Source organism: Sphingomonas sp. KR3-1, assembly GCF_040049295.1.
Classification (GTDB): Bacteria; Pseudomonadota; Alphaproteobacteria; order Sphingomonadales; family Sphingomonadaceae; genus Sphingomonas.
Window position 1 is genome coordinate 86,989 of record NZ_JBDZDQ010000002.1, and the last position, 14,809, is coordinate 101,797.

6 protein-coding genes are annotated in these 14,809 nt (G+C 67.0%); 4 read left to right on the plus strand and 2 right to left on the minus strand.

Annotation, left to right across the window (positions count from 1 at the left end):
• Positions 1 to 156 precede the first annotated feature (156 nt).
• The 4 genes from ABLE38_RS12520 (at position 157) to ABLE38_RS12535 (ending at position 9,903) form a co-directional block, all read left to right on the plus strand.
• A complete protein-coding gene (locus ABLE38_RS12520; RefSeq protein WP_348974560.1) occupies positions 157 to 5,529 on the plus strand; it encodes a HAMP domain-containing protein in 5,373 nt (1,790 codons plus the stop codon).
• Positions 5,522 to 7,618: a response regulator gene (locus ABLE38_RS12525; RefSeq protein ID WP_348974561.1), complete on the plus strand. Its 2,097-nt coding sequence runs from the start codon at positions 5,522 to 5,524 to the stop codon at positions 7,616 to 7,618. Before ABLE38_RS12520 ends, ABLE38_RS12525 begins: the two co-directional genes overlap by 8 nt.
• Before the next feature lie 81 nt (positions 7,619 to 7,699).
• Positions 7,700 to 9,238 (plus strand): tryptophan halogenase family protein, encoded by a 1,539-nt coding sequence (locus ABLE38_RS12530; protein WP_348974562.1) that lies wholly within the window; start codon positions 7,700 to 7,702, stop codon positions 9,236 to 9,238.
• Positions 9,235 to 9,903: a DUF6445 family protein gene (locus ABLE38_RS12535; RefSeq protein WP_348974563.1), complete on the plus strand. Its 669-nt coding sequence runs from the start codon at positions 9,235 to 9,237 to the stop codon at positions 9,901 to 9,903. The genes ABLE38_RS12530 and ABLE38_RS12535 overlap by 4 nt, the downstream gene beginning before the upstream one ends.
• Positions 9,904 to 9,956: 53 nt before the next feature.
• Here the strand turns inward: ABLE38_RS12535 and ABLE38_RS12540 are convergent, their stop codons facing one another.
• Entirely contained in the window at positions 9,957 to 12,035 is a 2,079-nt protein-coding gene (locus ABLE38_RS12540) for a hypothetical protein (RefSeq protein ID WP_348974564.1), read from the minus strand.
• A gap of 86 nt (positions 12,036 to 12,121) precedes the next feature.
• The gene (locus ABLE38_RS12545) at positions 12,122 to 14,695 is read right to left on the minus strand and encodes a TonB-dependent receptor (protein WP_348974565.1); all 2,574 of its coding nucleotides are present in this window, start codon (positions 14,693 to 14,695) and stop codon (positions 12,122 to 12,124) included.
• Positions 14,696 to 14,809: the final 114 nt, after the last annotated feature.

Here is a 14,809-nt window from a genome sequence, read left to right on the forward strand (position 1 = left end):
TCCTAACCCTTGATCTCGATTAGGCAACCCCTGGGACAGGTGGCTGCGACGGGCCGAGATTTTCTGCGCGCGAAAGCCGAAAGCTCTGCTATGTCAGGGGCTAGCGACCGGGGGGTCGTCTTTTTCAAGCGGGGTGGGAGATGCTTGGAGCTGTGAGTGCACGCAGAGAATTTCCCGGAGACGCTCGATCGCCGTCGCCTGGTATCGGCGCTCCGTAGCCTAAGGCGCGGAGATTTCTCGGTCCGGCTGCCGGAGGATCTCCCCGGGGCCGATGGCGAGATCGCCACGCTGTTCAACGAGGTCGTTGCCCTCGAGGAGCAGATGACCGGCGAGTTCGAGCGGCTGTCGCGAGTCGTCGGCAAGGAAGGCAAGATCAACCAGCGTGCCCATGTCCGCGGGGCGACCGGCGGCTGGGAAGTGAAGCTGCGCGCGCTGAACGAGCTCATCGAGGACATGGTGCAGCCGACCGCCGAGGTCGCCCGCGTGATCGGGGCGGTGGCGAAGGGCGACCTGAGCCAATCGATGACCGTGGAGATCGACGGGCGGCCGCTGCGTGGCGAGTTCCTGCGCATGGGCAAGGTGGTGAACACCATGGTCGAGCAGCTCGCTTCCTTCGCTGCGGAAGTGACGCGCGTGGCGCGTGAAGTGGGCACCGAGGGCAAGCTGGGCGGCCAGGCGCGCGTGAAGGGCGTCGCCGGCACCTGGAAGGATCTGACCGACAACGTCAACGCGATGGCGACCAACCTCACCGGCCAGGTGCGCAACATCGCCGAGGTGACGACCGCGGTGGCCTCGGGCGATCTCTCCAAGAAGATCACCGTGGAGGTGAAGGGCGAGATCCTCGAGCTCAAGAACACGATCAACACGATGGTCGATCAGCTCAACGGTTTTGCAAGCGAAGTGACGCGCGTGGCGCGCGAGGTGGGTACCGAGGGCAAGCTGGGCGGCCAGGCCCAGGTGCCGGGCGTGGGCGGCACCTGGAAGGACCTTACCGACAACGTCAACCTGATGGCGGCGAACCTCACCGGCCAGGTGCGCAACATCGCAGAAGTGACGACTGCGGTGGCACGCGGCGACTTGTCGAAGAAGATCACCGTCGACGTGAAGGGCGAGATCCTGGCGCTGAAGGACACGATCAACACGATGGTGGACCAGCTCAACGGCTTCGCCTCGGAAGTGACGCGCGTGGCCCGCGAGGTCGGTTCGGAAGGCAAGCTCGGCGGCCAGGCGCAGGTGGAAGGCGTCGCTGGCACCTGGAAGGACCTCACCGACAACGTCAACCTGATGGCCGGCAACCTGACCGGCCAGGTGCGCAACATCGCCGAGGTGACGACCGCGGTGGCACGCGGTGACTTGTCGAAGAAGATCACCGTCGACGTGAAGGGCGAGATCCTCGAGCTCAAGAACACGATCAACGTGATGGTCGATCAGCTCAACGGCTTCGCCTCGGAAGTGACGCGCGTGGCACGCGAGGTCGGCACCGAGGGCAAGCTCGGCGGCCAAGCGCAGGTGCCGGGCGTCGCGGGCACCTGGGCCGATCTTACCGACAATGTGAACCTGATGGCCGAGAATTTGACCGGCCAGGTCCGCAACATCGCCGAAGTTACCACGGCCGTGGCGAAGGGCGACCTGTCCAAGAAGATCACCGTCGACGTGAAGGGCGAAATCCTCGCGCTCAAGGACACGATCAACACGATGGTGGACCAGCTGAACGGCTTCGCCTCGGAAGTGACGCGTGTGGCGCGCGAGGTGGGTTCGGAAGGCAAGCTCGGCGGCCAGGCGCAAGTGGAAGGCGTCGCCGGCACCTGGAAGGACCTCACCGACAACGTCAATGCGATGGCGACCAACCTGACCGGCCAGGTCCGCAACATCGCCGAGGTGACGACTGCGGTGGCATCGGGCGACTTGTCCAAGAAGATTACCGTCGACGTGCGCGGCGAGATCCTCGAGTTGAAGAACACGATCAACACGATGGTCGATCAGCTCAATGGTTTCGCTTCGGAAGTGACGCGCGTGGCGCGCGAAGTGGGCTCGGACGGCAAGCTCGGCGGCCAGGCGCAGGTGCCGGGCGTAGGCGGCACGTGGAAGGACCTCACCGACAATGTGAACGCGATGGCCGCCAATCTGACCGGCCAGGTCCGCAACATTGCCGAAGTGACCACCGCGGTGGCGCTGGGGGATCTCTCCAAGAAGATCACCGTCGACGTGAAGGGCGAGATCCTCGAGCTGAAGAACACGATCAACACGATGGTCGATCAGCTCAACTCCTTCGCTTCGGAAGTGACGCGCGTGGCGCGCGAGGTGGGCACCGAGGGCAAGCTGGGCGGCCAGGCGCAGGTGCGCGGCGTGGCCGGCACCTGGAAGGACCTGACCGACAACGTCAACCTGATGGCCGACAACCTGACCGGCCAGGTGCGCAACATTGCCGATGTGACCACCGCCGTGGCGCGCGGCGACTTGTCGAAGAAGATCACCGTCGACGTGAAGGGCGAGATCCTCGCGCTGAAGGACACGATCAACGTGATGGTCGATCAGCTCAACGGCTTCGCCTCGGAAGTGACGCGCGTGGCGCGCGAAGTGGGCACCGAGGGCAAGCTGGGCGGCCAGGCGCAGGTGCCGGGCGTGGGCGGCACCTGGAAGGACCTGACCGACAACGTCAACCTGATGGCGACCAACCTCACCAACCAGGTGCGCGGCATCGCCGACGTGGTGACCGCGGTGGCGCAGGGCAACCTCAAGCGCAAGCTGACCGTGGATGCCAAGGGTGAGATCGCCGCGCTCGCCGAGACGATCAACTTCATGATCGACACGCTCTCGGCGTTCGGCGACCAGGTGACCAACATGGCCCGCGAAGTGGGCATCGAGGGCAAGCTGGGCGGCCAGGCGCGCGTGCCTGGAGCCTCCGGCCTGTGGCGCGACCTCACCGACAACGTCAACGAGCTCGCCGCCAACCTCACCAACCAGGTCCGCTCGATCGCCGACGTGGCGACGGCGGTGACTAAGGGGGACTTGACCCGCTCAATCGCGGTGGAGGCGTCGGGCGAAATGGCGGCGCTCAAGGACAATATCAACGAAATGATCCGCAATTTGAAGGAACAGACGCTCAAAAATGCGGAACAGGACTGGCTGAAGACCAACCTCGCGCGCTTCTCGCGCATGCTGCAGGGCGAGCGCGACCTTTCGACGGTGTCGAACCTGATCATGTCCGAGCTCGCGCCGCTGGTGAACGCGCAGTACGGCGTGTTCTACGTCACTAATCGCGACGGCGACGACACTATCCTCGAGCTGGCGGCGAGCTATGGCGCGGAACGCCGCGAGGCGCTCAAGCCCGAGTTCAAGCTGCGCGAGGGCCTGATCGGCCAGGCCGCGGCGGACAAGCGCGCAATCCTGCTCGAGGACGTGCCCGCCGACTTCGTCCGCATCGGCTCCGCTTTGGGCGAGGCGCGGCCCGCCAGCGTCACCATCCTGCCGGCGCTGTTCGAGGACGAAGTAAAGGCAGTGATCGAGCTCGCCTCGTTCAGCGAGTTCAACGAGACCCACCAGAGCTTCCTCGACCAGCTGATGGAATCGGTCGGCATCGTGCTCAACACGATCGCCGCGACGATGCGCACCGAAGGCCTGCTCAAGCAGTCGCAGTTGCTCACCCAGGAGCTCCAGGCGCGCCAGACCGAGCTGACCACCAAGCAGGAAGAGCTGCACAACACCAACGAGGAGCTCGAGGAGAAGGCCCAGCTGCTCGAGAACGAGAAGAAGCAGGTGGAGGCCAAGAATCTCGAGATCGAGATGGCGCGCCGTGCGCTGGAGGAGAAGGCCGAGCAGCTGGCGCTCACCTCCAAGTACAAGTCGGAGTTCCTGGCGAACATGAGCCACGAGCTGCGCACCCCGCTCAACTCGCTGCTGATCCTCTCCAAGCTGCTGTCGGACAATCCGCAGGGCAACCTCAACGAGAAGCAGGTCGATTTCTCGCGGACGATCAACTCGGCGGGCTCGGACCTGCTCAACCTGATCAACGACATCCTCGACCTGTCGAAGATCGAGTCCGGCACCGTGTCGATCGAGATCGGCGAAATGCCGATGGCCAGCCTCAAGCAGCACATGGAGCGGACCTTCCGCCAGCTCGCTGCCGACAAGAACCTCGATTTCAACGTCGAGTTCGACGGCGCGCTGCCGACCACGATCCGGACCGACGAGAAGCGGCTGCAGCAGATCGTGCTCAACCTGCTCTCGAACGCTTTCAAGTTCACCTCGCACGGCTCGGTCACGCTCGCGGTGCGCACGGCCGAGGGCGGGTGGAGCACCAACCACCCGGTGCTACGCGGGCTCGACAGCGCGATCGAGATCTCCGTCACCGACACCGGCATCGGCATCCCCAAGGACAAGCAGAAGCTGATCTTCGAGGCCTTCCAGCAGGCCGATGGCACCACCAGCCGCAAATATGGCGGCACTGGTCTCGGTCTCTCGATCAGCCGCGAGATCGCGCGCCTGCTCGGCGGCGAGCTGCAGGTGCGCTCCACCCCTGGCAAGGGATCGACCTTCATCCTGTTCGTGCCGCCCCAGACCGTCGCCCCGGCGACGCTGCCGGGCGAGGGCAGCCAGCCGCGCTACGACAATAGCGGCGCGATCGCGCCGCCGGCGCTGCCGGTCGCCTTCGAACTGAGCGACGATCGCGACGCGCTGGAGGGTGCGCCCTTCGTACTCATCGTCGAGGACGATCCGACCTTCGCCTCGATCCTGCTCGACATCGCGCGCGGTGCGGGGTTGAAGGGGGTGATATCGGCGGCGGGGGCGGGGACGCTGGCGCTGGCCCGCAAGCTCCAGCCCGATGCAATCACGCTCGACCTCGGCCTGTCCGATATCGACGGGTTCGTGCTGCTCGACCTGCTCAAGCACGATCCGCAGACGCGCCATATCCCGATCCACGTCATCTCGGGTGCCGACAAGCTCGCCCAGGCGATCAGCCTTGGCGCGGCAGGCGTCACCGAGAAGCCGGCCGACACCGAGGCGCTGGCGGCTGTCTTCGGCCAGCTCGCCGCGGCGATGGGTGGCGGCAAGACGGTGGTGGAGCTGCTGCCCGAGGCCGAGCTCGCGATGCGGACGGTGCCCGAACTGGCCGGCGCGCGGATCCTCATCGTCGATGACGACATCCGCAACATCTATTCGCTGACCAGCGTGCTCGAGAGCTACGGTGTCGAAGTGCTCCATGCCGAGCGCGGCGCGGACGGCATCGTGATCCTCGAGCAGACGCCGGGCATCGACATCGCCCTGATCGACATCATGATGCCGGAGATGGACGGCTATGAGACGATGCGGCAGATCCGCCAGCGTTCGCAGCTGGCGACGCTCCCGCTGATCTCGGTCACCGCCAAGGCGATGAAGGGCGACCGGCAGAAATGCCTCGATGCGGGGGCATCGGACTATATCGCCAAGCCGGTCGACATCGACTTGCTGCTCGCCCTGCTGCGCGTGTGGATCGCCCGCTCGCGCGAGGCCAAGCAGGCGGCGGACCTGATCGTCGTGGAGCATGGCTGAGATGACGCGAACGGTGGTTCCGATCTCTCCCGCGGTCGTGATGGGGCCGGTGGAGGCCGTGCTCTCCCCGGATCCGCTGCCGGTGGATCCGGTGCGCGTGCTCCTGGTCGATGACGACGAGCGCAATCTCATCGCCATCTCCACCGTGCTGGAGGATGTCGCCGAGATCGTCGTCGCCAAATCGGGCGAAGAGGCGCTGCGGCATTTGCTGCGCACCGAATTCGCCGTGATCCTGCTCGACGTCTACATGCCCGGGATCGACGGCTACGAGACCGCCAGGCTGATCCGCGAGCGCGAGCAGACGCGGCGCGTGCCGATCGTCTTCCTCTCCGCGGTCAACAAGGAGATGGAGCATCTGCTGCGCGGCTATGCGAGCGGCGCGGTGGACTATGTGTTCAAGCCGGTGGAGCCGACGGTGCTGCGCTCCAAGGTCGCGGTGTTCGTCGATCTCTATGCGATGCGCAAGGAAGTGCAGCGCACCGCCGAGCGCCAGAAGCGCCTGCTCGACGAGAATCTGCGCGCCAATGCCGAGCGGCTTCATGCCGAGCAGCAGCTGCGCATCGCCGAGCAGCGCCAGGCCGCGATCATCGCCTCGCTGCCGATCATCCTCTATCTCGAGGAAGTCGGCGCCGAGCAGCGCGTGCCCAAATATGCCAGCGGCAATTTCGAGGCGCTGACCGGCTACACGCTCGACACGGTGCGGCGCACTCCGGGCCTGTGGGCCGACCGGCTGCATCCCGAGGACCGCGAGCGCGTACTCGCTGCGCTCGCCACCCGGTCGCAGGGCGGGGCGCACTCGGTGGAATATCGCTGGCGCTGCGCGAACGACGAATATCGGCATTTCCTCGACCAGGCAGTGCTGGTGCGCGACGGCACCGGCGCGCCGCTCGAATATGCCGGCACGTTGCTCGACATTTCCGATCGGCGCGAGCTCGAGAGCCAGCTCAACCATATCCGCAAGATGGACGCGATCGGCCAGCTGACCGGCGGCATCGCGCATGATTTCAACAATTTGCTCGCCGCGGTGCTCGGCGGCATCGGGATGATCGAGCGGCGCATCCCGCTCGATCCCGCGCAGAAGAAACTCGTCGAGATGTCGCGCCACGCCGCCGAGCAGGGCAGCGAGCTAGTGCGGCACCTGCTCGCCTTCTCGCGGCGCCAGAAGCTAGAGCCTGCCGCGGTCGACGTGGCGAAGCTGGCCGAGGCGGTGGGCAATCTGCTTGCCCACACGCTGGGCGGACGGGTCGAGCTGGCCTGGCAGCGCGAGGACGGGCTGCGCGACGTGTTCGCCGACAGCGCCCAGCTCGAGCTGGCAATCATGAACCTGGTAATCAATGCGCGCGATGCGATGCCGGATGGCGGCACCGTGACCGTGGAGGCGAGCAACCGGACGATCGATACGGGGCAGGAGCTTGCCGGCCTGCGGCTCGATCCGGGCGACTATGTGCTGCTCACCGTGGCCGACACCGGCTGCGGCATCGCCGCCGAGCAGATCGAGCAGGTGATGGAGCCCTTCTTCACCACCAAGCCGGTGGGCAAGGGGACGGGGCTCGGGCTCAGCATGGTCTATGGCTTCGCCAAGCAATCGGGCGGCGCGATCCGGCTGAGCAGCGAGCTGGGCATCGGGACCCGGGTCGAGCTGTGGCTGCCCGCCGCGTCGGCGGAGAAGGGCGCGCAGATCGACCAGGGCGCGGAGCCGCCGGCCACCGCGCAGGGCGATCCCGCGCCGCTGCGGATCCTGCTCGTCGACGATCATGAGGGCGTGCGCAGTACCACGGCGGCGATGCTGGAGGACATGGGGCACCATGTCTCCGAAGCCTGTGAAGGCGCGATCGCGCTGGAGATGGTGCGCGAGAACCCGGAAGGCTTCGACCTGGTCCTCAGCGACTATGCCATGCCGCGGCTCTCGGGGACCGAGCTGGTGCGCGCACTGCGCGCGCTGCGGCCCGAGCTGCCCGCCGTCCTCATCACCGGCTATGCGGAGCCCAACCTCCATTCCGAGGAGCAGCGGGACCTGCCGGTGCTGATCAAGCCCTTTACCGTGCAGGCGCTGGCGGCAACGCTGCGGGAAGCGAGCGACGCGCCCTAGCTTTCGGGCGATTTTGCGCATCGCCAGGCGGGCAGGGCATCGCTAATCCGGGCCAACCACTGGCAGGAAGAAATCGATTCCATGACTGCTTTCAGCGAAGCATCTCCGCGTGGCGCCGAGCGGGGGCGCCGGGTCCGCTCGGTCGTCATCCTGGGCGGCGGCACCGCCGGGTGGATGACCGCGACCGCGCTGGCCAGGCAGTTTGGCGGCACGCTGGATATCACGCTGCTCGAATCCGAGGAGATCGGCACCGTCGGCGTCGGCGAGGCGACGATCCCGACGATCCACTGGTTCAACCAGCTGATCGGCCTCGACGAGGCGGCGTTCCTGCGCGAGACCAAGGCGAGCTTCAAGCTCGGCATCGAGTTCGTCGACTGGGTGCGGCCGGGCCATCGCTATTTCCACCCGTTCGGCACGTTCGGCGTGCAATTCCCGGGCGTCGCCTTCCACCATCGCTGGATGAAGGCGCGGGCCGAGGGGCTCGACCTGCCGCTCTCGGCCTTCTCGCTGGCCGACGAACTGGCGCAGCAGGGGCGCTTCGCCACGCCGGCGGGCGACGCGCGCTCGATCCTCTCGACGCTCGGCTATGCCTATCATTTCGATGCGAGCCTCTATGCCCGGCACCTGCGCGGGATCGCCGAGGCGGGCGGGGTGACGCGCATCGAGGGCAAGCTGCAGGATGTCGAGCGGGACGGCGAGAGCGGGCTGGTGACCGCGCTCACCACCCAGCGCGGCGAGCGGCTGGAGGGCGACCTGTTCGTCGATTGCTCGGGCTTCCGCGCGCTGCTGATCGACGGCGCGATGGGCGGCGGGTTCGAGGACTGGTCGCACTGGCTGCCTTGCGACCGCGCCGTCGCGGTGCCCTGCGCACGGCTCGACGATACGACGCCCTTCACCCGCTCGACCGCGCGCCCGGCGGGGTGGCAGTGGCGCATTCCGCTCCAGCACCGGATCGGCAACGGCCATGTCTTCGCCAGCCGCTTCATGGGCGAGGACGAGGCGACCGCGATGCTGATGGCGAACCTCGACGGCGAGGCGCTCGCCGAGCCGCGGGCGCTGCGCTTCACCGCGGGCACGCGGCGCAAGGCGTGGATCGGCAATGTCGTGGCGCTGGGGCTGTCCTCGGGCTTCCTCGAGCCGCTCGAATCGACCTCGATCCACCTGATCCAGAGCGGCATCGCCAAGCTGCTGACGCTGTTCCCGGACCGCGACATGGATCCGATGCTGGCCGAGCGCTACAACGGGCTGCTCAACGCGGACATGGACAATATCAAGGACTTCCTGATCCTTCACTATCACGCCAATCCGGGACGTACGGAGCCGTTCTGGGTGGAGCGTCGCGAGATGGAATTGCCGGAGAGCCTGGTGGCGCGCGAGGAACAATATCGCCGCTCGGGCCGCCTGATGCTGGGCGGCGAGGAGCTGTTCCGCGACGCGAGCTGGCTGGCGGTCCTCAACGGCCAGGAGATCGTGGCAGGGGACTATAATCCGCTCGCCGACGTCCTCGACAGCGCCACGAATATCGCCCAGGTCCGCCAGGTCGCCGAGGTGATCCAGCGCGCGGCGCCGACCCTGCCGCTGCACGATGCGGCACTGGCAGCGGCGATGGCGCAGGGGTGATCCGGCCGGACATCAGCGCGCGGCGGATCGGGGCGGAGGGCCAGCCGATCGCGATCGTCGATGGCTTCCATCCCGATCCCGACGCGCTGCGTGCGGCGGCGCTGGCCGCGGCGTTCGCGCCGGGGCGGCACCATTATCCGGGGATCCGCGCGCCGCTGCCGGGCGACTATTTCGCGCAGGTGCGGGCGGGGCTGGTGCCGGTGCTGCGCAACGTGTTCGGGCATGGATCGGGCGTCGAGCTGCTCGATGCCAGCTTCTCGATCGTCACCACGCCGCCAGAGGCGCTCGCGGTCGAGCAGCGGCTGCCGCATGTCGATGCGGTGCAGCCGGGGCGGATCGCGCTGGTGCATTATCTGTCGCCGGGCGACGGGACGGCGTTTTTCCGCCACCGTGCCACGGGGTTCGAGACGATCGATGCGGGGCGCTCGGCCGCCTATCTCGCCGCGCTCAATGCCGAGCTGCGCGCCGATCCGCCGGCCGCGGCCTATCCCTTTGGCGACACGAGGCTTTTCGAGCGGATCGCCCAGGTTGACGCGGGCTACAACCGCGCGGTGATCTATCGCAGCGCGCTGCTCCACAGCGGCGCGATCGCGCAGGATGCCGCGCTGGCCAGCGATCCCGCCACCGGGCGGCTCACTGTCACCGCGTTTCTCTCCGCCTCGTAAAAGATGCCCGTCATCCCCCGGGAAGGCGGGATGACGGGCGAGGGGGTGATCGGTTAGTGTTTGCGCGTCTTCGCCGGCGCTGCCTTGGGCGGCTGCACCGCGAGATAGACGGTGCTCCACAGCTGCGCGGCATTGGACTCATCGACGTCCGCCTTGCCGGCGCCGAACGCGACGACCTTGTAGCGGCCATTCTCATAGGCCCAGGACCAGAGCTCGGAGCTCTGCGTCGCCCGGGTCGCCTGGATCGCGCGCCACAGCCGGGCCTGGGCATCCTTGAGCACCGCGCGGGTGGCGGGGGGCAGGTCGGTGCGGGCCAGCTGGCGCTCGAGGCCGGCGGCGAACAGCGCCTGCTGCCACGACCACACCACCGCGCCGTGATAGGCGGCGGGGGTGAAGCGGTCCTGCACTTCGGGGCTGGCCAGCGCCGGGTTGGCGACGAGCAGCCCGATATCGGTCATCAGGCCCGCCGGGAACGGTCGCGCGAGCGCGCCGACATAGGTCTGCAGATCGGCCGGATCGGGATGGCCGAAGAGCAGCGAAAAGCCTTCGTCCGAATTGATGATCGGCACCGGCTTGCCATGATCGTCGAGCGCGATCGCGTGGTAGCGAAGCGGCTGGCCCTTGAGCGCGGCAAGCGCCGGGCCGGCGGGAACGCCGACGCGGGCGGCATAAGCGCGGACCTGGGTGGCGGCGTCGGCCGGCTGGGTTTCCACTGCGAACATGCCCGGCACCTGGCTCCGCCAGGTCGCGGCCATGGCATGCGCGCGGGCAAAGGCGGCGCGGTCGCCGGCCTTTAGATAGCTGTCGAGCAGGCCGGCGCGGAACAGCTTGTCCGTCGCCTCGAGCGCGGCAGGGATGAGGATCGCGTTCACGTCATAGGGATAACGGCCGCGGCCGAGCCCTTCCTCGCTGTCGCGCCATTCGCCGGTCAGCCGCCCGGCCTTGACCGCGACCAGCTTGCGCCAGGCCGGGTCGCGGACGAAGGGCTCGGCCTGGTCGAGCACGAAGCGCAGGTTACGCACGAGCAGGACGCCCGCGGTATCGGTGGTGCCGGGGCGGGCGACGCTCGGCACGTTGCGCGCGAGGAAGCTGCGCGCCGCGGCGCGGTTCGCGGGGTTGAGCAGATATTCGGCGGCTACGGGCGCGAGCATATAGTCGTCGTCGATCATCGCATAATCGAGCGTCGGCGTGTCGCCGCTCTTGTCGCCATGCGCCTTGTGATCGACCAGCGCGAACTCGGAGAGGCCTTCCTCGTGCGCGACGTCGCCGTCCGGATCGAGCCGGGCGAGCACCGCGCCGAGCCCGGCCTCGACCGCCGCGCCCTTGAGCGCGGGCATCAGCAGCCGGACCGACATCAGCGTGTCGCGGCCGAAATAGGTGTCGAAGCGCCACGAACCGGCGAGGAACTTCTCGCGGTAGCTAAGGAACGCCAACGCGTTGCGCGCGGCGGGATCGGCTGCGGCGTGCGTGTTCAGCAGCTCGGCCTTGCTGAGGCCGGTCAGCGGCGTGTCGCCGGTCGCCGCGACGATCCGCAACCGGATGCGCCCATTCGCGCCGGCGACGATCTCGCCCTTCTCGATCCGGCCGTCCAGCACCTGGATCTCCAGGCTGTAGCCCGGCGCGCCATCCACCCGGTCGCGGGCATAGAGGATGCGGTTGCCGTCGACACGCATCGGCGCCGCTACTTCGGCAGGGAAGCGGCTGACCGACTGGTAGTCGCGCAGGAAGCGGACATTGGAGAGCACCGCCCGCTTGGGCGAAAGCCGGGCCGCGTCGATCGTGGCGATCGCCTCGATCCCGTGGAGCGGGCGGCCCTTGCCGTCGGCGAAGGTGACCGGGCGCGGCGCCTGGTCGAGCTGCCAGCTGGCGGGGCGGGCGAGCGGCTGAAACCACAGGCCGACGCCGCTATTGCCGGCCGGGAACGCAACGAGGATGCGCGGATCGCTGCCGTTACGCAGCAGCAGATGCGCCGCGACCTTGCCGTCGCGCACGAACGCGTTGAGGTTCTGCCCCTCGGTCAGGCTGTAGGCCAGCTCGGGCGCCTTCACTGCGCGCTTCTGCGCCAGCGCCGCCGTGCTCGTGCCCGCGAGCAGCAGCCCGCCCGCCAGCATCAACCGCATCGAACCTCGCATCCGTCTCTCCTCTTGCTTCCGAATATGGAAAGGCGCGGCGAACCTTTCAGTTGCCGCGCCCCCCGTTTTACGACCCTTGCGGGTTATCAGAACTTGAACGTCACCGAGCCGCCATAGGTGGCGCCGACGATGCCGCGGGCGTAGAAATAGCCATCGGTGATCGCCTGCGTCTGGCCCTGGCGGGGGTTGCCCTCGGTCAGGCCGATGACGTTGAAGATATTGTCGGCATTCACGCTCACCTGCAGCTGCTTGCTGAGGTTGAACGAGGCGCCGACGCTGGTCACGCCGTAGCTCGGCAGCGCCACGCCGTTGCCGGCATCGGCGTAGATCTTGCCGATATACTTGTAGCGGCCATAGATCTCACCGAGACCGTTCGGCAGCTTGAAGCTCGGCGTGATCGTGAACAGGCGCGCCGGGGTGCGCTCGGGGCGATTGCCCTCGAAGCCCTGCTGGTTGGCGCCGTTGATCGCCAGGTTGACGAGCTTCGGATCCTGGAACACGCCCTGGAAATCGATGCTGAAGGCAGCGACCGGACGGAAGTTCAGGTCGAGCTCGACACCGTTGGTGCGCAGGTCGGCGTTGATGTTGCTCTGGACCGACGGGTTCACCGGATCGGCGAAATTGTAGTTCTGGTTCTTGAAGTTGGTGCGGAACACCGTCGCCGAGCCCGAGAACATCCGGCCCATCTGCGCGCGCACGCCGGCTTCGTACAGCTCGATGCCGGTGATGGCATCGACGTTGTTCATCTGGAAGCCGTTGGCGTAGCGGGCATAAACCGACAGGTTCGGCGTGATCAGATAGTTCGCGCCGACGGTGTAGGACACCGCCCGCTTCTTCGCCTTGCGGACGGTGTAGGTGCCGTCCCAGGTCGAACCGACCGTGGTCAGAACGCCTGCGGTGCCGGCCGGGACGAGCTGCTCGAACGAGCCCGACGGGGTCTGGACGATACGGTTCGCGGCACTGGCGGCGGTCGGCGAGTTGCCGTCCCACGCCGTTGCGTTGTCCTGCTCCCAGCGCACGCCGGCGTCGACGTGCAGGTTGCCGATCGAGAGCTCGTCGTTCGCATAGAGCGAGAAGCTCGAGTCCTCGCGGCTGCGGATGCCCGCACCCCAGTCGCCGTACGAGACCAGGCCGTTGTCCGACAGCGTGCCGACCACCTGGTTCGTCGCGTTGAGCGCCACGATGTCATAGACGTCGCTGTTGGTCTTGACGTCGTTGACCACGCTGGCGGTCGCCGACTGATCCTGATCGCGCTTGGTCTTGTAGTACATCACGCCGGCAGTCAGCGAGTTCTTGAAGCTGCCGCTCTCGAAATTCCAGCGGCCGCCGATGTTCATGCCGAAATCATAGGCATCGATCGCGTCGTGGTTGAGCGTAGTGCGCTGCAGGAAGCCGTTGCCGTTCAGCGCGTTGAGCACCGCCGTCTGGTCCGAGCCGATGATCTGGCCGGTGCGCAGGTTCTTGATGCCGAAGTGCGTCGTCGTCGGGAAGGCGACCTGGCCGGCGGCAAGCAGCGAGCCGATCGGCGAAGCGGCGCCTGGGGTCAGGTAGTTGACTGCGCTGGTCAGGCCGGCATTGCCGGTGCCCGAGCCCGGGAACAGGCCGTTGAAGTCGTAGCTATAGTCGAGATAGCGGCCATGGCCGAACAGCGTGAGCGAGTCCGAGACGGGCTTCTCGAAATCGAGGCGCGCCTGCCAGGTCTTCGAGACGATGCCGTCGTCATAGTTGAACTCGCGGGTACCGCTCGAATGCGCGAAGGTCGAGACCGGCACGGCGATGTTCGAGAAGGCACGGCCGCCGACATTGCCGAACTGCGTGTCGAGGCTGGGGATGCTGCCAGGCTCGCCGTCGGTGAACTTGTACGGCTGATCGGCATAATAGGCGTTCTTGATGTCGCCGCCCTTGCCCGACAGGCGGATATAGCCGCCATCGTCGAACTTGTATTCGAGCGTGCCCTTGAGGCGCCAGCCAGCATAGTCGTTGGTGTTCTTGCGAACGCCCGGGCTCGACTGGATGTAGCCGCCGACGCTGAAGGCCAGCTTGTCGGTGATCGGCTGCGAATAATAGCCGTCGGCGCGCTTCAGGCCGTAGTTATAGCCGGTGAAGCGGACCACGCCCTCGGGGGCCTGGTGGTTTACGGCCTTCGAGATGAAGTTGATCGTCGCGCCCGCGCCGTTGACGGTGAGCACGCCCGACGAGCCGCCCTTGACCGCTTCGAGGCGATCGATGGTCAGGTCCTGATCGAAGAAGAAGTCGGCGCCGCCGCCGCCGTAGAGGATCGGCATGCCGTCCTCTTCGAGCTGGACGAAGCGCTGGCCGCCGCCCTGAAGGCCGCGGACCGAATAGTTGTTCGAGACTGCACCGGCGGTCGCCTCGACGAAGATGCCGGGGACCATTTCGAGCATGTCCGCCGTCGAGCGCGGCGCCTTCTGGTCGATCAGCTCGCGATTGGCGAGCGTGATGTCGGCCGAGGCGGTGATCAGCGGACGATTGGGCGTGGTCTGGCCGGTGACGACGATCTGGCCTTCATCGGCGGCATCGTCCTGCGCAGCGGGGGTGGCCGCGCCAGTGGTGGCCGTCTGGGCCTGGGCGGCGAGCGGCAGCATGGCGGCACTGGCCAGCAGCGCGGCGCGAACGCCAGCGCGAACGGAAAGCAACATATATCCTCCCCAACCGAGTTATGCCGGAGTGTCCGGCGGGTTGATCCCGCTCGACTAATCGCGACGCCGTCATAATGAAATCGTTTTCTGCAACTGTCACGCGGAATTTGCCAA

Coding starts and splice junctions, on each gene's coding strand:
- ABLE38_RS12525 (WP_348974561.1), top strand. CDS start 5,522: ATGGCTGAGATGACGCGAACGGTGGTTCCGATCTCTCCCGCGGTCGTG.
- ABLE38_RS12530 (WP_348974562.1), top strand. CDS start 7,700: ATGACTGCTTTCAGCGAAGCATCTCCGCGTGGCGCCGAGCGGGGGCGC.
- ABLE38_RS12540 (WP_348974564.1), bottom strand. CDS start 12,035: ATGCGAGGTTCGATGCGGTTGATGCTGGCGGGCGGGCTGCTGCTCGCG.
- ABLE38_RS12545 (WP_348974565.1), bottom strand. CDS start 14,695: ATGTTGCTTTCCGTTCGCGCTGGCGTTCGCGCCGCGCTGCTGGCCAGT.